The following is a 20,086-nucleotide window of genomic DNA, read 5'->3' as shown; positions in this document are numbered from 1 at the left end:
TTCTCATTTCCACCATTCTCCTCCAAAACTTATCTCCTTTGAACCAACTCAACCTTCGAAAAGATTCCGCAATTAATATCGCAAAACTCACCGCACTTTGGGGCGTAAGTGAAAGTGGATTGGGTGGATTTTTACATGCACTAAAAATTCCTTTCAGCGGTTTACTCTTAGGAAGTTTCGCCGTAATTATCGTCACTTTTATTGCCTTAAATTCTACCAAAAGATTTGAAACGATACTTCAGGCAACGCTTCTGGTGATTTTAATAAAAGCAATTGCAAGTCCGCATTCTCCGGTAACGGCTTATGTCGCAGTTTTGTTTCAAGGATTTGTTGGCGCGCTCATTTATCAAATATTTAATGTCAATAAATTTTCAGCCGTCATTTTTGGGGTAATCGCTTTGCTGGAATCTGCCCTTCAGAAATTACTGATGATGGTCCTCGTTTTTGGAAATAATATTTGGGAAGCTTTTCAGGAATTTTTCGTCGGAATCGCAAAGCAGTTTCATCTAAAATCTTTAGAAGAAATCCCGATTTTACTAGTTGGATTGTATGTTTTTATTTATTTCATCGTCGGAATATTTGCAGGATTAATTGCCCTGAAACTCCCCGGAATATTACAATCTGAATTTCATAAAATAGATCTTAAAAATCTTCCAAATCCCGAAGAATTCACCCTTTCTAAAAAGCAGAAAAATAAAACGAGATGGATCACTTTCTGTGTAATTCTGCTGTTCATCGTCTCCGTATTTATATTTTCCGGCTCCTTGAACAAAGCACTTTATAGTATTTTACGAACATTCGCCGCGCTTGGAATTCTGTATTTCGTGGTAGCACCACTTTTTCAATATTTTCTAAATAAATGGAAATCTAAAAATAATTCATCAAGCAACAAACCATTGAATGAAGTTTTAGAATTTCTGCCTCAATATCGAAATCACGCGAAAATAGCTTTCAAACTGGCAGAAACCGAAACTTCGAATTTTAGAAAACTTCGGCAGTTCATTATTGTCTGGATGTCCTTATCTTTATATTATGAAGAAGGAATTGAACAATAAGATTTATATATTTTCAGATAATATTGGTTCCGGTAAAACGACCTTGCTCAAACACTGGTGCGAAAACAACGAAAGCATCTCCGGATTTCTTTCTCCAAAAGTTAATGGTAAAAGAGTTTTCGAAAATCTCGAAACCTGCGAACAACGTCTTTTGGAAGTTGAAAATTCTTCTCTGCAAATCGGCAAATATTCCTTTGATCCTGAAGTTTTTTCCTGGGCCGAATCAGAATTATTAAAGCAACTCAAGTCGAAGAAAGAATGGTTGATCATCGACGAAACCGGACCTTTAGAAATCAGGAAAGAAAAAGGTTTCCATGATATTATTTTAAAAATTTTAAATAATACATTTTCTAATTCTTGTAAAATCGTATTTGTCGTTCGTGATTTCATGGTGGCAGAATTTATTGAAAAATACAATTTCCAAAATCCGAAAATTTTAGCTAAAAACTTTTTTATCAGCTTCGATACGAAACCAAATTTATTGGGAATTACGCTTTGCGGCGGCGAAAGCAAAAGAATGAAAACTGATAAAGCCCTTTTAAATTACGGCAATAACGCTCAGTGGAAAAACGTATCAGAATTGTTAAAGCCTTTCTGCGAAGAAGTTGTAATTTCAATTAATGAAAGTCAATGGCAAAGTTGGGCAGAAAAAGAAAGCGGTCAATTCATTATCGACGATCAAAAATTTCAGGATCATGGTCCACTTTCCGGGATTTTAAGCGTTATTGAAAAATATCCTGATCAAGGATTAATGATTGTAGGAACCGATTTTCCCTTCTTAAAAATGGAGCACCTCATTCAGTTGAATAATGAAAGAAGTCAATCTTATGAAGCGGTTTGTTTTGAAAAAGACGGTTTTCTACAACCTTTGGTTTCGATCATAGAAAAAGAAGCAGTCGTAAAACTCCGGAAATTTTTCGAAGAAGGAAATGATTCTTTGCGGAAATTTTTGGGAGAAATCAATACGAAGGAAATTACGGTAGTAAAAGAAAACTTTTTGAACAACATTAACACGGAAGAAAATTATTTAAAATTACGCAATGATTAAAGAATTTCAAATCCATAAAATAGGTGATTTTGGCGCAAAGGAATTTCAAAAACCCGACAGTTTAGCGATTGAGGAGCCTTTGGAAATTGCCGTCAAACTGGGTAATTCCGGAGAAAAAAATTCCGTCTCAGTAACCATGCGAACTCCGGAAAATGATGAAGAACTGGCCGTTGGTTTTCTGTTTACAGAAGGAATTATTCATTCAAAGAAAAATTTAAACAATCCGGTTTCTTCCCAAATGGAAGACAATAAAATCACCATCAACTTCGCTCCCGATTTTAATCCGGATCTTCAAAAGCTGAAGAGAAATTTTTACACCACAAGCAGTTGTGGCGTCTGCGGAAAAGAAAGTATAGAAGCCATCAAACAGGTTTGCCGAATTCCAATCGAAAATTTAGCAGAACCGGTAAAAATAAACACGATATTCTCCCTGCCGGAAAAATTGCGGGATCAACAAAAAACTTTCGAATCAACGGGTGGAATTCACGCTTCCGCTTTATTTGATCTGGATGGAAATTTACTCGATCTTCGCGAAGACGTCGGCCGACATAACGCCCTCGATAAATTAATTGGCGCAGAACTTTTGAAAAGCACAGAAAGCGACTTTTCCCTACAAAACAGAATCGTTCTTTTAAGTGGAAGAGCAAGTTTTGAACTCATACAGAAATGTGCAATGGCCGGAGTTCCCATCATTTGTGCAATTGGTGCACCGAGTTCTTTGGCCGTCGAAACTGCAGAAAATTTCGGCATCACGTTAATAGGCTTTTTAAAAAATGGAAATGCCAATATTTATTGTGGCGCAGAAAAAATTGACTTTAAAAATACAAGCAATGAAAATTAGAATAAAAGGAAACAGCATTAGATTACGACTGACTAAAACTGATGTTCAAAATCTCAAAGAGAAAGGAATTGTAGAAGAAAAAACCATCATAGGAACCGAAGAAATTTTCAAATATTCTCTGGTTGTTGATGAAAAGGTCTCCGCAATTTTCGCAGAATTTCAAGCCAGTAAAATCACCGTTTTTATATCTAAAAAAGATGCAGACATCCTGACGGAATCTGATGAAATTACTGTCGAGGGAACTCAAAATAATGGCGGGGAAAAAGGATTGTTTCTATTGGTAGAAAAAGATCTGCAATGTCTGGACATTACGCATGAAGATCAGACCGATATGTACGAAAATACAAAAACGCACTGCTAATAAATGAGTACCTTCAATAAAATTTAACATCATGTCAGAAAATAGCCATAACAACCCAAGCGCAGAAAATCCCGAAGAATTAGTGGATATAAAACTGTCAAATCCTGAAACTTACGCTGCCGGAAAAGAAGCCGTTTTAGTTTCACTTGAGCACGTTTTAAAAGCCATGAATCCAGTCCGTGGTTTTAAGGCGCTGAACCAGTTGAACCAGTACGATGGTTTCGACTGTCCGAGTTGTGCGTGGCCAGATCCAGACGACGATAGAAGTGCTATTGCAGAATATTGCGAAAACGGCGCGAAAGCAATTTCAGAAGAAGCGACTACCAAAGTAATTTGGGAAGATTTTTTTGCGCTGCATTCTGTAGAACAATTGTCTAAATTGGATGATTATCATATCGGTAAAAGCGGCAGAGTAGGTCGGCCCATGTATCTTGCAGAAAATGCAACCCATTATGAACCCATTTCCTGGGAAAATGCTTTCAAGAAAATTGCGGAAAAATTGAACGGTTTACAATCGCCAGACGAAGCCATCTTTTACAACAGCGGACGTACGAGTAATGAAGCAGCCTTTCTTTATCAACTTTTTATAAGAGAATTCGGGACTAATAATATGGCAGACTGTAATAACTTGTGCCACAGAAGTAGTGCTATTGCACTTGAAGATACAGTCGGGATTGGTAAAGGCTCTACAACCCTACAAGATCTTTACGAAGCCGAAGCCATTATTATTGTGGGACAAAATCCTGGTACCAATCATCCCAGAATGCTTTCTGCCCTTAAAAAAGCGCGGGAAAATGATGCTTTAATTATTGCGGTAAATCCTTTAAAAGAAGCGGGTTTGCAAAACTTCACCGATCCCCAATCAATAGCGGGAATTTTAGGTCGGGAAATTACGATCTCTAATTACTATCTCCAGATCAGAGTTAATGGTGATATGGCTTTGATGCAGGCTATTGCAAAATTTTGGTTTCAGTTTGAAGATCAAAATCTCGGAAAAGTCTTAGATCAAAAATTCATTACCGAAGAAACAGCCGGATACGAAGCCTTTAAAAAACATATTTTAGAGCAGGATTTTGCAGTTCTATCTAAAAAGTGTGATATTCCTTTAGAAAGAATAAAAGAAATAGCAGATCAATTAAAATTTAAAAATAAAATTGTTATCTGCTGGGCGATGGGTTTAACACAGCATAAAAATTCGGTGAACACCATCAAAGAAGCGGTTAACTTACTTTTAATGAAAGGCAGCATCGGGAAACCCGGTGCGGGAACTTTTCCTGTTCGCGGTCACAGCAATGTACAAGGGAATACAACGATGGGTATCAATGAAAAAACTGAAGATTGGCTCTTAGAAAATATAGAAAAAGTGTACGGTTTTGTGCCACCTAAAAAAAATGGTTACGACGCTGTTGATTGTATTACAGCCATGCACAAAGGCGATGGAAAAGTATTTTTTGGATTGGGTGGCAATTTTTTGAGCGCCACCTCAGATACCAAATACACTGCGGAAGCGCTGCAGAAATGTGAACTAACCGTACATGTTTCCACAAAACTAAATCGAAGCCACTTAGTAACCGGTAAAGAAGCGCTTATTTTACCAACTTACGGCCGAAGTGATATTGATATTCAAAATGGCGTTGCTCAATTTGTATCCACCGAAAATTCTACTGGTGTGGTGCAAAACAGCAAAGGAAATCTTGAGCCGGTCAGTAAACAGTTGCTGAGTGAAGTTTCAATAGTTTGTCACATGGCACTTGCAGTTTTAGGCGACAGAACAAAGGTAGATTGGAAGTCCTATTATGAAAATTACGACTTAATTCGCGACGATATTGAAAAGGTTATTCCCGGCTTCGATGATTATAACGAAAGAGTGCGGCTAAAAGCTGGATTTTACTTACCGAACGCAGCACGTGACGGCAAATTTAATACGGATAATTCAAAAGCCAATTTTAGCGTTTCTGTGGCGCAATCCATAGAAATAAAAGAAAACGAGTTGATCATGATCACCATTCGAAGTCACGATCAATTTAACACCACGATTTACGGCATGAACGACCGTTATAGAGGAATTAAAGACGAAAGACGCGTTATTTTTATGAATGAAAACGACATGGCAAAACGCGGTCTAAAAAAACTGGACGTTGTCGATCTCTTTAATTTTTACGGTAACGTAGAACGTGTTGCTAGAAAATTTTTGGTAATTCCCTACTCAATTCCGGAAGAATGTTGCGCCACCTATTTTCCTGAAACCAATGTTTTGGTGCCTATCAATTCCGTTGCCGACGAAAGCAATACGCCCACAAGTAAATCGGTGATTATTGAGGTTAGAAAGTCGTTGTAGTAATTCTTTGAACAAAGCTCATTGACGTTTATTGCAGATATTGCGAAGATATAATTTGCTCCAAACGCTAAACTTATAAAAAGCCATTTCATTATTTGAGGTGGTTTTTCTTTAAGGAGCAATAAGGGTTTCGCTTTGGTTGAAAATTGTACCCGCTTTCCACTTTATCTTTTGCTTCATCTTGGCCTGTCTTAAGCCTGTCGAAAGATTTCGCAAAAGGATGCCGTTGCAATCGGGACTAGAAGTTCTTGCGATTTTGTTTTCGGAAGGATTTTCAGCTGGATTTAGTTGCGTATTTAAATATCTCAAATAACAAACAGGAGATTAGCAAAAAGTTTTAAGCCTCTCAAAACTAAATGGATACATGCAATGACGAATTTCTTCTTTTCAAAAACTTGCGTATATTTGAGAGTTGTGCGTCATATTAACCAAAGTTATTTATAAATTGAAAAGAAGTTTACATATTTTTATTTTTTTATTGATTTGCTTTCAATCAATCTTGTATTCTCAAAATTTAAAAAACGAAATGTTTTTTAACAGAAACACAATTGATAACAATTTTAAACCAGACAATAAAACTGGGCATTTATTTGGACCAAAATCAAAAGATAAAATACAGATAGTTGCCGAAGTCGCAAACGATTCAATATTTTCAATTTTCATTAAAAACAATCAAGAAAGCATCGTCAAATTGGTTCCTCAAGATAATAGTCTTTATCTAATTCAAGAAGCACTTGACAAAAAAAATCAATGGAAGCCGGTTGAATTTTGGAGTTATTCAACTTGTGGCAATAGTTATGATAACAAAATTAACTTTGAACCAAATACTATTTTGCATTTGACTACAGATAAATATTCTGGAAATTTTAAGACTAAAATAAGATTTCGACTTTTAATTGATAATCAAATTTATTTTTCAAATGAACTTCCATCATCTTTGAATATTACCAAATTTGAAAAGTCAAAACAGTTTTTTCAACTTTCTAAAATGTATAAAATATTGACTGAATTAAATGTGGAAGATTTGATGTTTTTAAGGCGAGGTTTTTAAAAATACGTCGCACAACAAGGTATTTCTATTAGCGGGGTGGAAGTTCCTACCATGAAGATTTTCGCTAATTGATCAATTTGTTATATTTACAAAGACTTGTTATATAAGTACCCGCCAACAGAAATACCCAACCGTTAGCGGTAATTTTATATCAAATATGTAAACAAATGAGATTCACAAAAATTTTAAGTTTTTTCCTTATCATATTTTTTTCAGTCTTTAAATGTCAGACTGTAAATGAAAAGATTGGTGTAATTTTTAAATTTAATGGACCTCTAATTATTCGACGTGATGCGATTGAAAACGTTCCTCGAAATTATAATAATAGCGATGAAAAAAGCAAATATTATGATGCCGTAAACGCAATGGAAAATGAAAATATAAATCCTAAAAAAAGAATTATTGACTTTTATTTAAATGCGCTGGAAGAAAAGCAGATTGACTACATTATTATTGACAAAACTCTTAATGAAGATAATTTTCCAAAATTTGATGGAAATAGAAAGTTTTTCATATTCAACTTGCATAACATTAAAAACGATTATGACTTGAAAAAAATATTAGTAGTTGAATGCGATTATGGTTTTGAATTCGAAAGTGCAGGAATTATTGCTGGTGACAAAAGGACAAATGTTTATATAAATAATTCATTGGTAAACACAGAAGACAATTCTATAATCAAAAATTTCAGAGTTCAAAACATTAAAAATATTACAAAAAAAGGGATTTTAAATCCGCCTATTTATCCAAATATTGAAGAAAGTATGAATCGTTTATTAAATGAGCGAATCTTCCGGGCTCTAAAAACTGAAATAAAAAAGTTATAAAAACTTCTGCTAACAGAGTATTTATACGAGCGGGTCTGAAGTTTTTATTGAAGATTTTAGCGATTAATTAAGTTTTCAGCAAGTATGAAGTTTCCGTGTTTTTATTCCGTCTGCATAAATACCCAAACGTTATCTGTAATTTTTTAATGATACGCCAAAAATGAGAGAAAAAGGAACTGTAGTTGTACTTTCGTTGTTGCTATCTTTTATTGCTTTTCTAATCAGAGATTGGTTCTTGAATTTTTCCATAACTGTAACCACAGATGAGAATATATTTTTTGAAGATAGTTGGAAATTACCTTACCAAATATTACCTACAATCATATTTATTTTTTCTTTCGGAATAATTCCTTTTATATATTTACTTGTCAAAAGAATCTGTCAATTCACTTCATTAAAAAAAAAGATAATATCGACAATTATTATAATCACAACGGGATTACTATTTTATATATCGAGAGTTATGTTTTTGAAATATAAATCTGCTCAAATTAATGACCTTTTGCGAAGAGCAGAGTTTGCAACAGAAGTTGACATTCCTAGAATTCGTTTTGAAGATATGCATCTGGAAGTTTATATAATATCAGGATTATTTGTTGGTGGACTTTTAAGTGTTATTATTTATAGAAAAAATTCTCTGAAAACATCAAAATAAAATTAGAAAAAAAAACAACACATAACAGAAATACCCAACCGTTGTGGACAATCATTTAAAAAATGATTTTATGAAATTAAAGTATAGGACTTATATAATAGAAACTTTAAGATGATTTGCATAACGAATAAATTTGCTTTAATTTTTGCACAAATTGCTTTTCTAGTTAGTTGTGAAAATAATCCAAACAAGGATAACAAAATTTCAGAAAAAGAAATATTTTCAGATAATGCTGAATATTTAAATGTCAATAATTTTGAAAAGAAATCTCATTTAGATACTTTAAATAAAACTTTTAAAGTTCGTTCATACAAAGAATTTTATCCAAATGGCACATTAAAAATGGCGATTTTTAGTGATGATTTTGAAATTAAGCAATATGTAAGTATTGATACATTGCGCAAATTATCAATTTATAAAACTTATTATAAAAATGGAAAAATAAAAGAGAAATCCCTACATAATGATTTAGGATTTTCTATTGGAAACACCTATTCTTTTAAAGAGAATGGGAAAGTTGATTCTTTGAATATTGACATACAGTATTCATTTACATTTGAAATGCTAAAACAAAAATTATTGAAGGAAAAGAATATTGACCTGAATAAAAGTAAATTGATTGATGCTTATTTTTGGCGGACTTATACAATAAATGTTTCAAGACAAAATCAAATGAATGAAGATCAATATTTTACTATTCCAAGTTGGGAAGTTACCTACGATAATCCCAAAGATAGTAGGAGTAGAATTTTATTGATATATAATGCTGAAACCGGTAAATTATTAAATCAAAAAAAATATAAAAAAGAAAATGACGTTTGTGGAAACGAATATGAGTAAATAGATATTCCTGCTCACAACATTTGTTTGGCAATATGGCGTGCTTCGTGCCAAATCGAATATTTTCTTTTTTTTAGAAGTTCAATAATAATAGAAAGTTTCAGCTAATTTATCCGTCACACCGCCACGCCGACGACAGTTAAATGTAATTTAAAAAGACAGATCTTAATAATGAGAAAAATATTATTTTTAACATTGTCAACCTTGATTTTATCTTGTAATGACAGCAAGTCGACTAAAAAAGTGGACATACTTTCTAAAATAGATTTGAAATTAGAAAAAAAAGATGTGAAAATTGACAGCAATAAAAAGGTTGATATTGGTTATTATGAAACCTATGAAAAATTACCAAAATTGAATTTTGAAACAATCAGTGAAAAAGAATTTTTATCTGTTCAACCTCAAAAATACATTGAAACTTTAGAACCTGAACAAAATGAAAACTTCTTTTTTATTCAAACATCTATAGGAAGGCTTAAGTTTAAGAAATATAAAGATTATGGAGGAATAGAAAGTTGGAGTGGTTTTGAGTATTTGGGATATTATCCCAATCTTAAGTTATTTGCAGTTACAGAAAATTCTACTTCTGAAAGTTTAGGATTTGGAGATTTATTTTTGTTGGATAGCGAGAACGATTATAAATACAACATCATTTCGTTTGGAGATGCAAGTGTTGAATTACCAATACCATCAATTAACAATAAATATTTTGTTTATTACGACAATTCGGTATATGAGCATAAAAATTGTGATATAGGAATTTTAAAAATTAATGACAAATCAAACCCCAAAAAATATTTAAGCGAATATGCAAGCTACACTTCAGATGACTTTGCGATTGAAAAAATTGTATGGAAAACTGACAATTGTTTTTATGTAAAAGGTTATCAAGAAATCTATGAAAATGAAAAATGGATAAAAAAGTTTAAATATTATAAAACTGAATTTAAATAAAAAAAAATAAGCTGACGAAGTATTTCTATTAGCGTGTCGAAATTCCTATCATAAAGATTTTCGCTAATTGTTCGATTTGTTATATTTACAAACACGTGCTATAAAAAGTTTCCGCCGCTAAAATTATTCAACCATTATGCTCAATTTTCCAATTCCAGAAAGTTAAGCGCATAAATTAAAATTTTTAAAGATTAAATGTAAATAATACTTTTACGGACGATAAGGATGAAAGATTATAGAGTGAAAAACTGGGATGATTATTGGCAAATATTTGACGAAATGTTGAAACTGCTGGAGAGTAAAGGTGAAAAACAAATAATTTCTGACTTTACGGATGCAAGACAAAACGTTAACGGTTTGACCGATGGCTGGTTTGAGTTCAAGTTTGCATTTGAAAAATCATTGCGGTCTCTTGAAGATAAAATGACAAAACACAAAACGAAATTGCGACATTTTTGCTAACGAAATTAAAAAAATTTTTAAGAAAAAATAAGAAAACCGGGCACAAGAAGAAATTTTTATTAGCGGGTCGGAAATTCCTGTCATCAAGATTTTAATCATATTTCACTTTATTAGCTTAAAAAACGATTTGTAAAAAGTCTTTGTTGACAATGAGTGCCGACCATCGCCATTCATCAGATAAAAAAATTCCGATTCATTAGCTTGAATCGGAATTAGTATTTTTAAAAAAAAGTTTTTATTCAAAACCTTATGGATTTTTACCAGCCGCCGCCACCGCCGCCGCCGCCGCCGCCGCCGGAGAATCCGCCACCACCGGAACCGCTTCCCGAACTTGAAGGTTGTGTAGATGAACTCGCGATCGATTGTGAAAGAGAGGAGTTTAAAGAACTGGCGAAATTCATATTCATTAAAGATGCTCCAATAAACCAGTTAGAATGATATTGTTGATTTCCGCCAATTGCAGATTTCTTCAGCATACTCTGGAATTTATCACCCCAAATTTTATCTACACCCAAAACCATTGCAAAAGGCAGCATGGTTTCGAAAACCGCAGGCGTCATTTCGGGTGGATTGTGAAATTGCATTGTCTTTTCTTCGGCTGTTCCCAAATACATTTTAAAACCTTCGATAAGCGACTGGGTTTCTAATTTTTCCGGACTCGGCTGTTTGATAAGATACTGGAACAATACAATTGATATAAAGCCGAAGATCAAAAATCCAAAACAAGCGTAGAAACTTAAATCTCCTGCTTCATTTCCGCCGGCGAAAACTTCAGTTGCGAAAATTAAGATGAATCCAATCGAAACTAATCCGAACAACCATCTGGTCACTTTATACCGTTCAAAGAATACAGAAAATCCGATTGACAGGACAAAGCAAACAACTCCCAGGAATATTCCGGCTCCCAGATAAGAATCGTTGTACGTAAACTTGTAACTAAAGTATAATCCAACTGCGTACAGAAAAATGATCAGCAAGATGGGAAGGATCAATTTTGTAGAATTATTTCCTTTTTTCAAAAAGGGATCGTGTTGATATTGCAGACTTGCCTTAAAATCATCCACCGCATTTTCAATTTTAGAACTGTATTGTCCGTCAAAAGAAAGTGTTGTAGATTCGCCGGAGAAAAATTTATTCATGAGGTTAATCTCCTCTTTAGGTAAAGTTTGATCCGGTTCCTTTATTTTTTCTAAAGTATATTCTTTGCCACCAAAAATTCCTAAAACCCGTTTGTCGTCCTCAATAATTTTAATAAAACCTTTAACACCAAGACTTACGATCGCTGCCGTGATCATGTGCCCCGAATAATATTCATTTTCCAGATAACCCAGAGAAGCGGGCGATAAATTTTGAGGGGAATTAAACTGTGGGTAAACCACAGGTTTCTGCGGGTCGATGCCATACTTTTGCCAACTCGTATAAAAATAGGCGAGTAGACCTAATGTCGCGATAAGCAACAGCGCCAAAATCCCATACTTTTCTAAAAATCCCGGTGGAGGCGGAGGCGTAAAAATTCCCTTTTTGAAACCAACAGCAATGGTTAATCCTTCATTTTGCTGAAGATCTTTTGCAGACCATTCTATCGTGTTGGACGAAAGTTTTTCTCCCACACAATTAGAAGTGTTAGAACCGTATTCTCCTGTGTAGCAGGAGTTCTGCGTAATTTCAGCACCTTCCGGTAAAGTTACCTTGGCAGAAACTTGATCTGCTTTATAATCCCACAAAGCACCGTTCACATTCCAGTAAAATTCGTCGTAAGTTTTGAAGAATCCGATCTGGTCCGAGGTAACGTATTTCAATTCATAATCGTAAACTCCCGGACTTAAAATAATATCCTTACTTCCGAAATAAATGGCATAATCTGAGCCCGAACTTTCGGTGTGATATTCTTCTTTTGCTCCATCTTTTTGAACAGAGATAATGTCGTACTTAATTCGGACCTTCTTTCCATTAATATTTCTCCATAAAGGCAGGGACCGAAAGATGCCGCGCCGAATGTTAACTCCCGCCGCGTAAACCTTGATCTTTTCGGTGATTGTAACCTGCGCATCTTTAGAAATGGCAATATCCGAGTGAAACGAAAGAATGTGTTCGTAGTTATTATCTGTAGCGGAATCGACAACGGGATCCTGTGCAGATCCGAAACCGAAAATCAGCAGGAGAAAAAGAAAAATGAAACGTTTCATGTTTTTAGAATTTAACAGCCGGAACCGCTCTTTCTGCAATATTGTCTAATTCGAAGAAAGTAGATTTCGTGAATTTGTACATATTCGCAATAATATTACTTGGGAACGTATCCACCAAAATATTGTTTTCGCGAACCGTACCATTATAATATCTTCTGGATTTTTCGATGTCGCCTTCCAAAGCAGAAATTTCTCCCTGAAGTTGAAGGAAATTGGTATTGGCTTTTAAATCCGGATATTGCTCAGCAACAGCATTCAAATTCATCATCGCCTGATTCAAATTTTTCTCCGCGAATTCCTTTTCTCCTACCGTATTTGCAGACATAGCAGCATTTCTGGCTCGCGTAACGCTTTCGAAAGTTTCCTTTTCGTGAGTCGCGTAACCTTTTACTGTTTCTACCAGGTTTGGAATTAGATCGTGACGTTTTTTCAGCATCACATCAATACTGCTCCAGGCTTCCTGAACCATGGTTCTTAACTTTACCAGTCGGTTGTAGATGGAAACTCCGTACATTAAGAATATTACAACAAGTGCAACAATTATCAAAATAGCAATCATAATTTTATTTTTTTTATTTTATAGTTTTTGTGATTTCAAATCATCCTATATGAGTAAGGATTTGGGTCGAGAAGTTACAAAATATTCCTGCATATAAAATTCTCCCTCAAAAAAACTATCTTTGCAAAAATTTTTGGGCTCGAATAGTTCGAGTAACCCATTAATAATAAAATTATTAAACAAAATTTTATGTCGAATATCGTCGCCATAGTAGGACGTCCCAACGTTGGGAAATCCACCCTTTTTAACCGCTTGCTCGAGAGAAGAGAAGCTATCGTAGATTCCACCGCCGGAGTTACCAGAGACCGTCACCACGGAAAATCTGACTGGAATGGAGTAGAATTCACCGTAATTGATACCGGAGGTTACGAAATAAATACCGAGGATGTTTTTCAGGAAGAAATTGCAAAACAGGTTCAGTTAGCGGTTGACGAAGCCACTTCTATTATCTTTATGGTAAATGTAGAAGAAGGTTTAACAGACACCGATCAGGATATTTTTGAATTGCTGCGTAAATCTGGGAAACCTGTTTATGTAACGGTTAACAAAGCGGATTCCTCTAAAGAAGAACTGGCAGCTACCGAATTCTATCAGTTTGGGATCGAAAAATATTACACCATGTCTTCTGCAACAGGTTCCGGAACCGGAGAATTGCTGGATGCTATCGTAAAAGATTTCCCTACAACCGATTACAAAGATCCTTTCGAAGGTTTGCCTAAAATTACAATTGCCGGCCGTCCAAACGTTGGTAAATCAACGCTTACAAACGCTTTACTCGATGTTGAAAGAAACATTGTTACCGATATTGCAGGAACTACGCGGGATTCCATTCAAACTTTATATAACAAGTTCGGACATGAATTTGTGCTGGTTGATACCGCTGGAATGCGTCGTAAAGCCAAAGTAAAAGAAGATCTGGAGTTTTATTCCGTCATGCGGTCGATCCGATCTATCGAATATTCAGATGTTGTTATTATCATGGTCGATGCCACTTTAGGTTGGGAATCTCAGGATATGAATATTTTCGGACTGGCTCAAAAAAATAGAAAAGGAATCGTGATCGTTGTGAACAAATGGGATCTGGTTGAAAAAGAAACCAATACCACACGGGATTTCGAAGCGCAAATCAAAGCTAAAATTGGTCAGTTCACCGACATTCCAATTCTCTTTATTTCAGCATTAACGAAACAGAGGATTCTAAAATCGGTAGAATTAGCGATGGAAGTTTACGAAAACAGAGGTAAGAAAATTAAAACTTCAAAACTGAATGAAATTATGCTTCCTGTGTTTGAGAAAACGCCGCCACCAGCATTGAAAGGAAAATATGTAAAAATTAAATATTGCGTACAACTTCCAACACCAAGTCCACAGTTTGTATTTTTCTGCAACTTGCCACAGTATGTGAAAGAAGCCTACAAAAGATTTACAGAAAATCAGCTTCGTAAACACTTCGGCTTCACCGGAGTTCCTATCGAAGTTTATTTCCGTCAAAAATAAGTTGATTCGATGATGTGTCGATTTGTGAATTCGTTGATTTAATTATTAAACATATACACATGGAAAAGAGAAATGAAATTTTGGAACTAAGTATCCAGTTTGCATTGGACATCATCGAATTTACTGAGATTCTTGAAAGTAAAAGAAAATTTGTAATTGCTAATCAACTCTTAAAATCCGGTACGTCTGTCGGTGCAAATATTTTCGAATCTCAAAGTGCCGAAAGTAGAGCGGATTATATTCATAAACTGAAAATTGCAGATAAAGAAGCGAAGGAATCTGAGTATTGGCTTTTGCTTTGTGAGAAATCACCAAGTTATCCTTTTAATGAAGAACTTAAATTGAAATTACTTAGTATTCAAAAATTATTGTCAAAAATAATTTCAACTTCAAAAAAAGGATAATTAATTAATAAGCATTGTATTTTAATTATCACATCACCACATCAAAAATCATCAAATCAATATTATGATTACCGTACTCTCAGATAACTTTTCCCTTGTTAATACCTGGATCAACGAACTTCGAAATGTTGAAATTCAAACCGACCGTTTAAGATTCCGCAGAAATATGGAAAGGATCGGCGAGATCGCAGCCTTCGAGATTAGCAAACATTTAGACCAAAAGGAAATTGAGATCACCACGCCTTTAGATAAAATTAAAGCGCAGGAAGTAGCCGTTCAGCCCGTTATTACCACGATTTTAAGAGCTGGAGTTCCTTTGTTTCAAGGGATTTTAAATTATCTGGATAAAGCAGATTGTGGATTTGTAGCCGCGTATCGTAAACATGATGCCAACGATTATTTCTCCATTAAGCAGGATTATTTAACCTGTCCAAGTATTGATGGTAGACCTTTGATCGTTGCAGATCCCATGTTGGCAACTGGCGCAAGTTTGATCGAAGCCATCAAAGATCTCTTAAACCACGGAAGGCCGACGCAACTCCACATCGTTGCCGCGATCGCCTCTCAACAAGGCGTCGACACTATTCAAAAAGCTTATCCAGAAGCAAAGATCTGGGTCGGCGTAATCGACGAGAATTTAACATCCAAAGGTTATATTACGCCTGGTTTAGGCGACGCCGGCGATTTATCTTACGGCGAAAAATTACAGCGCTAAAAAAATTTTTATAAAATATCTAAAAGTCCCTCTTCTTTCGAGAGGGATTTAGGGTGAGGATCAATCCAGCGCCATCACCAAAACAGAAACTTTGTTTCCCGGATTTTTCAAAACCTCCCACGCAACAGCGCTCATCGTATTTCCCGTCGTAAAAACATCATCGATGATCAACACCTGCTTTTCCGAAATTTCTTTTGTTATGCTAAATAAATTTTCGGTTGTTGTTCTTTGTGCTTTGTTCTTTTTTGCCTGCGCTTTCTTGTAAAAATTTCTTTTTATTAAAGTATGATCGCACGGGATCTGTAATTGATCTGAAAGAGAATTTGCATATAAATGAAGCTGATTGTAACCGCGCTCTTTTAGTTTTTTCGGATGAAGCGGAACAGTTATCAGCAGATCAGGTTTCAAATCTTTTAAATTTGTTTTTTCCAGCGTCCATCGTGCTAAAATTTTTCCAACTTTCTCCCGACTGCCGTATTTTAACTGATGAATAATTTTCCGGCTTAGACTTTCTTCTTCAAATTGCATCAAAGCCACTGCATTTTCTACAGGAAACAAGAGTTTACATCGTTCCTTAAGTAAATTACTTTCCGTGAAATCATGGTGCGTAAAATGAATTTGATCAAAACACAATTCACAAGCCACTTCATCAGAATGAATGATTCGATTGCAATCCAGACAACGGTTTGGAAAAAGTAAGTCGACTAAAAACATACTTCATTTATTTAGTGAAAGTTACAATTTCGTTTTGAACGAAAGATATATTAATTCCCTAAAAATTCAGACCTGTATTCAAAACTAAATGGTACCTGCGAATAGTCGGGAAGTTTGCAAAAGAAAATTGCAAATTTCAGAACTTGCATTAACCTAATTTTTCCAGGAAATCTGTGATGACTTTGTTATTAAAAAAATTGTGCAATATTTGAGAGTTTTACAGCATTTCCCTCCGAATATTCTGAATCGACTTCTTCATATTTTCATTGAAATTTTCTTTTTCCAACCGAACCGGTGGAGCTTGCCGAACTTCGCAATCCAAAATGCTGCACGTTTCGCATGTCACGCCTACATTGATCGTCTTTACGCTTTCGCTTTTCGCGAATTTTATTTTCTTCAGGGAATTTGTATTCAGTAAAATACCGAGACAGTAACTGCGGTTCGTACCATCGGAAAAAGGATTTTTCTGTGAAGTCGAAAGGACGAGATAAGACAATCCACTGTCTTTGTAATGAGAAATCTGTGCGGCAGTAACCTTTTCATTTTCCTTGATTTCGACGAGCGTTTTTACCGCGATCCATCTTCTGCAGTAATGTTCATTTGTAGAATTTGCGTGGGGCGCCTGTTGTTGATTCAAGTGCAGTTCTTTTAAGATCTGAATTTTATCTGAATTCTTTTTCTTCGTAAAGCAGAGATAAAATAAATCTTTTATACCTAATTCCTGTGGTAAAATATTGGTTAACCGGTAATAAAAAGTTTCAGGAGAATTTGTAAACTCTTCAATTAAATTTTCAAAAAGATGGGCGTTCCATTCGGGATTCTGAAAAAATTCGGTTAATTTTTGGGTCAAAGTTACTTTTCGGATCAATAGAGAACCTGCAAAATAAGATGCGTAATAGTTATTCAATAACTCATCAAAACTCGTGAAATCCAGCCAGGAATAAGTGTTCGGACGTGGATTTAGATTGAGGATCGTGAATCCAATTTCCTTCGCAAGAATAAATGTTTTTTGATCTTCATCTAAAAGTTCATTCATCAACAGAAGTTTCTTTTCAGGAATAAATAAGGACCGCAGTTTTCCCGAAGCGCCGTATTGTTCCAGATTGAGCAACTTTACTTCATAATCGAACTCTTCCACCAAAATTTTCTGTAAATCAACTGAATTTGGTTTGGTTGAAAGTGAATTTTCCTGGAGATAAGCTTCGGCTTTTTGTTCGATAAAAAGAAAGTAATTGTCGTGCAGTTCCTGAAAACTTCTGATCACCGCAAAATAGAAGCGTTCTTTCCCCAGATTGTAATTCTTCGAAATTTCGATTAAGGTATTAATAAAAGCGGTAACTTTTTTTGGCGCGTCACCAATAATGCTGATCAGTGTATTTTTATTGATGCCGAAAAGATCCAGCGGAATTTCCTTAAAAAATTCGGACTGTAGAATTTCCGCGATCGGTAGTAAACTTTTATCCAGCTTTGTCGAAACTAATTCGTCATAAGTAGAATTTAAAGCCACTGCAAGTTGTGCGATCTTGTCATGTTTCGGATATTTTTTTCCGTTTTCGATTTCGTTCAGATAAGATTTTGAAAGTCCTGAAATGTTTGCTAAATCCTGAAGAGATAAATTGCTTTTTTGTCTCAACTGCTTCATCTTCAAGCCTAAAACGGTTTTAATAAAATCACTGTCGCCTCTCATTGCTCTTTCAAAATTTATAATCTTTCTAAATAGGTCGGGAATTCCGATGGTTACAAAGTTAAATAAAATAAAGCGGGTGTTCGCATAATTAATTTTAAATATATTTAGCGAACGTTCGCTGTAAGTGAAAGTATTTTACATATATTTGTTTCACCAAATCATTAAATATTATAAAAAATGGAAACGGCAACTCAATTTCAGATTCTTCCAAAAGAGCAATACAGCGATATTTTTACTTCAGAATTAATGGAGTTCTTAACCGAACTTCATGAAAAATTTAATTCAGATAGAAAGCAGCTGCTCCATTCGCGAACCATGAAACAGATCGAGTTTGATCACCGCCAACTCCCAAAGTTTTTGCTTGAAACCGAAAACGTAAGAAAAGATAACTGGGTTTGTAATCCACTGCCTAAAGATCTGCTGGATCGCCGTGTAGAAATTACGGGACCGGTGGAAAGAAAAATGGTGATCAATGCTTTAAATTCTGGAGCTTCCACATTTATGGCAGATTTTGAAGACAGCAATTCGCCCACGTGGGAAAACTGCATGGAAGGGCAAAAAAATCTTTCTGACGCCATCAATAAAACCATCAGTTTTGAAAATGAAAAAGGCAAGAAATATGAGTTGGGTGAAAATCTTGCAACCCTTTTAGTTCGTCCACGAGGTTTGCATTTACCGGAGAAAAATATAGAAATTAATGGAGAAGCAGCTTCAGCTTCCTTGATCGATTTCGGTATTTACTTTTTTAGAAATGCTAAAAAATTAATTGAGAACGGAACCGGACCTTATTTTTATTTGCCAAAACTGGAACATTATAAAGAAGCGAAATGGTGGAATGAAGTATTTAAATTTTCCCAGGATTATGTTGGTATTCCACAGGGAACAATTAAAGCCACCGTTCTTATTGAAACGATCACCGCTGCTTTTCAACTCGACGAAATTTTATTTGAACTGAAAGAACACAGCGCCGGATTAAATTGCGGTCGTTGGGATTATATTTTTTCTTACATCAAAAAGTTTAGAAATCTACCTGAGTTTTTAGTTCCCGACAGAGATCAGGTCACCATGACTTCTCCGTTTATGAGTGCTTACTCCAAAAGAGTAATTCAGGTTTGTCACAAAAGAAATGTCCACGCGATGGGCGGAATGGCTGCACAAATACCTGTAAAAAATAACGAAGCAGAAAACGAGATCGCTTATGCAAAGGTTCGCGCCGATAAAGAACGGGAAGTGAAAAACGGACACGACGGAACTTGGGTCGCTCATCCGGGATTGGTTTCTGTAGCTAAAAAAATCTTTGATGAATTGATGCCGACTCCAAATCAAATCGATAAAAAATTTGAAGAATATCATATCTCAGAAGAAGATTTGCTCGAAATTCCAGAAGGAACGATCACCGAAAAGGGCGTTCGTAAAAATATCAACGTCGGAATTCTTTATCTGGAATCGTGGTTAATGGGAGTTGGTGCAGCAGCTTTATACAATTTGATGGAAGACGCCGCAACCGCAGAAATCTCCAGAACTCAAATTTGGCAATGGCTGAAAAACGAAGCAAAACTCGATGACGGCCGAACCTTAATGCCCGAAATGATTTTGCACTGGCAGGAAGAAGAACTGGAGAAAATTAAAGATTACGTCGGTGAAGAACGCTACAACAATGGAAAATTCCAATTGGCAACCGAACTTTTCGATGACTTAATCCTCAACGATAATTTCGAAGAATTTCTGACTTTGAAAGCGTATCAGTTTATTTAAGAACCAAGGGAAAAGAGACAAGTAAAAAGTAAAAAGAGCCAAGTACGGTGAATGGTCAATAGTGAATGGTGAATTTCCACTTTCTTTAAATGAAAAAGAAATAATATCAAAGCCATTGCTGAGTGAAACGCCTTTGC

19 protein-coding genes are annotated in these 20,086 nt (G+C 35.2%); 15 read left to right on the top strand and 4 right to left on the bottom strand.

Translation table 11 applies throughout. The features are described 5' to 3' along the window. The first annotated feature begins 38 nt into the window (after positions 1-38). The 11 genes from ACZ9HT_RS06815 to ACZ9HT_RS06765 all read left to right on the top strand — a co-directional run bounded on the left by ACZ9HT_RS06815 (position 39) and on the right by ACZ9HT_RS06765 (position 10,432). Positions 39-1,055 (top strand): hypothetical protein, encoded by a 1,017-nt coding sequence (locus tag ACZ9HT_RS06815; protein ID WP_476039712.1) that lies wholly within the window; start codon positions 39-41, stop codon positions 1,053-1,055. Then, on the top strand, positions 1,033-2,103 hold the full coding sequence (locus tag ACZ9HT_RS06810) for an NTP transferase domain-containing protein (RefSeq protein ID WP_476039711.1): 1,071 nt from the start codon (positions 1,033-1,035) through the stop codon (positions 2,101-2,103). The genes ACZ9HT_RS06815 and ACZ9HT_RS06810 overlap by 23 nt, the downstream gene beginning before the upstream one ends. Next, a complete protein-coding gene (gene fdhD, locus ACZ9HT_RS06805) occupies positions 2,096-2,944 on the top strand; it encodes a formate dehydrogenase accessory sulfurtransferase FdhD (RefSeq protein WP_476039710.1) in 849 nt (282 codons plus the stop codon). The genes ACZ9HT_RS06810 and fdhD overlap by 8 nt, the downstream gene beginning before the upstream one ends. Further along, positions 2,934-3,305: a DUF7009 family protein gene (locus ACZ9HT_RS06800; protein ID WP_476039709.1), complete on the top strand. Its 372-nt coding sequence runs from the start codon at positions 2,934-2,936 to the stop codon at positions 3,303-3,305. Before fdhD ends, ACZ9HT_RS06800 begins: the two co-directional genes overlap by 11 nt. A 31-nt stretch (positions 3,306-3,336) precedes the next feature. Then, positions 3,337-5,643: an FdhF/YdeP family oxidoreductase gene (locus ACZ9HT_RS06795; protein ID WP_476039708.1), complete on the top strand. Its 2,307-nt coding sequence runs from the start codon at positions 3,337-3,339 to the stop codon at positions 5,641-5,643. Positions 5,644-6,169: 526 nt separating this feature from the next. Beyond that, positions 6,170-6,694, top strand: a complete 525-nt coding sequence (locus ACZ9HT_RS06790) for a hypothetical protein (protein ID WP_476039707.1) — start codon at positions 6,170-6,172, stop codon at positions 6,692-6,694. A gap of 167 nt (positions 6,695-6,861) precedes the next feature. Beyond that, on the top strand, positions 6,862-7,521 hold the full coding sequence (locus ACZ9HT_RS06785) for a hypothetical protein (RefSeq protein ID WP_476039706.1): 660 nt from the start codon (positions 6,862-6,864) through the stop codon (positions 7,519-7,521). Positions 7,522-7,681: 160 nt separating this feature from the next. Next, on the top strand, positions 7,682-8,176 hold the full coding sequence (locus tag ACZ9HT_RS06780; RefSeq protein ID WP_476039705.1) for a hypothetical protein: 495 nt from the start codon (positions 7,682-7,684) through the stop codon (positions 8,174-8,176). A gap of 111 nt (positions 8,177-8,287) precedes the next feature. Next, positions 8,288-9,016 carry a hypothetical protein gene (locus ACZ9HT_RS06775; protein ID WP_476039704.1) on the top strand — a complete coding sequence of 243 codons (729 nt, stop codon included), beginning with the start codon at positions 8,288-8,290 and terminating at the stop codon, positions 9,014-9,016. Between the two features lie 171 nt (positions 9,017-9,187). Continuing rightward, positions 9,188-9,970: a hypothetical protein gene (locus tag ACZ9HT_RS06770; protein ID WP_476039703.1), complete on the top strand. Its 783-nt coding sequence runs from the start codon at positions 9,188-9,190 to the stop codon at positions 9,968-9,970. A gap of 225 nt (positions 9,971-10,195) precedes the next feature. Next, positions 10,196-10,432 (top strand): hypothetical protein, encoded by a 237-nt coding sequence (locus ACZ9HT_RS06765; RefSeq protein WP_476039702.1) that lies wholly within the window; start codon positions 10,196-10,198, stop codon positions 10,430-10,432. A 257-nt stretch (positions 10,433-10,689) separates the two neighbouring features. Here ACZ9HT_RS06765 and ACZ9HT_RS06760 read toward each other — a convergent pair whose 3' ends face one another. Both ACZ9HT_RS06760 and ACZ9HT_RS06755 read right to left on the bottom strand, forming a co-directional pair. Then, positions 10,690-12,618: a DUF2207 domain-containing protein gene (locus ACZ9HT_RS06760; RefSeq protein ID WP_476039701.1), complete on the bottom strand. Its 1,929-nt coding sequence runs from the start codon at positions 12,616-12,618 to the stop codon at positions 10,690-10,692. A gap of 4 nt (positions 12,619-12,622) precedes the next feature. Beyond that, positions 12,623-13,177: a LemA family protein gene (locus ACZ9HT_RS06755; RefSeq protein WP_476039700.1), complete on the bottom strand. Its 555-nt coding sequence runs from the start codon at positions 13,175-13,177 to the stop codon at positions 12,623-12,625. A 189-nt stretch (positions 13,178-13,366) separates the two neighbouring features. Here ACZ9HT_RS06755 and der point away from each other — a divergent pair, with 189 nt between their 5' ends. The 3 genes from der to upp all read left to right on the top strand — a co-directional run bounded on the left by der (position 13,367) and on the right by upp (position 15,793). Further along, on the top strand, positions 13,367-14,674 hold the full coding sequence (der, locus tag ACZ9HT_RS06750) for a ribosome biogenesis GTPase Der (RefSeq protein ID WP_476039699.1): 1,308 nt from the start codon (positions 13,367-13,369) through the stop codon (positions 14,672-14,674). A gap of 59 nt (positions 14,675-14,733) precedes the next feature. Then, on the top strand, positions 14,734-15,078 hold the full coding sequence (locus tag ACZ9HT_RS06745) for a four helix bundle protein (RefSeq protein WP_476039698.1): 345 nt from the start codon (positions 14,734-14,736) through the stop codon (positions 15,076-15,078). Positions 15,079-15,142: 64 nt separating this feature from the next. Next, positions 15,143-15,793: a uracil phosphoribosyltransferase gene (gene upp, locus ACZ9HT_RS06740; RefSeq protein ID WP_476039697.1), complete on the top strand. Its 651-nt coding sequence runs from the start codon at positions 15,143-15,145 to the stop codon at positions 15,791-15,793. A 60-nt stretch (positions 15,794-15,853) separates the two neighbouring features. Here upp and ACZ9HT_RS06735 read toward each other — a convergent pair whose 3' ends face one another. Next, positions 15,854-16,507, bottom strand: coding sequence for a ComF family protein (locus ACZ9HT_RS06735; RefSeq protein WP_476039696.1), 654 nt, complete (start codon positions 16,505-16,507; stop codon positions 15,854-15,856). Positions 16,508-16,724: 217 nt separating this feature from the next. Continuing rightward, on the bottom strand, positions 16,725-18,194 hold the full coding sequence (locus tag ACZ9HT_RS06730) for a helix-turn-helix domain-containing protein (protein WP_476039695.1): 1,470 nt from the start codon (positions 18,192-18,194) through the stop codon (positions 16,725-16,727). 177 nt (positions 18,195-18,371) lie between these two features. On the opposite strand from ACZ9HT_RS06730, the gene aceB reads away from it, so the two are divergent. Continuing rightward, positions 18,372-19,949, top strand: a complete 1,578-nt coding sequence (gene aceB, locus ACZ9HT_RS06725; protein ID WP_476039694.1) for a malate synthase A — start codon at positions 18,372-18,374, stop codon at positions 19,947-19,949. Positions 19,950-20,086: the final 137 nt, after the last annotated feature.

The sequence above is a fragment of the Chryseobacterium sp. UYP7 genome (genome assembly GCF_056279225.1).
Note: the sequence above shows the minus strand (reverse complement) of the source record. Positions and strands in the feature narration are given on the sequence as shown.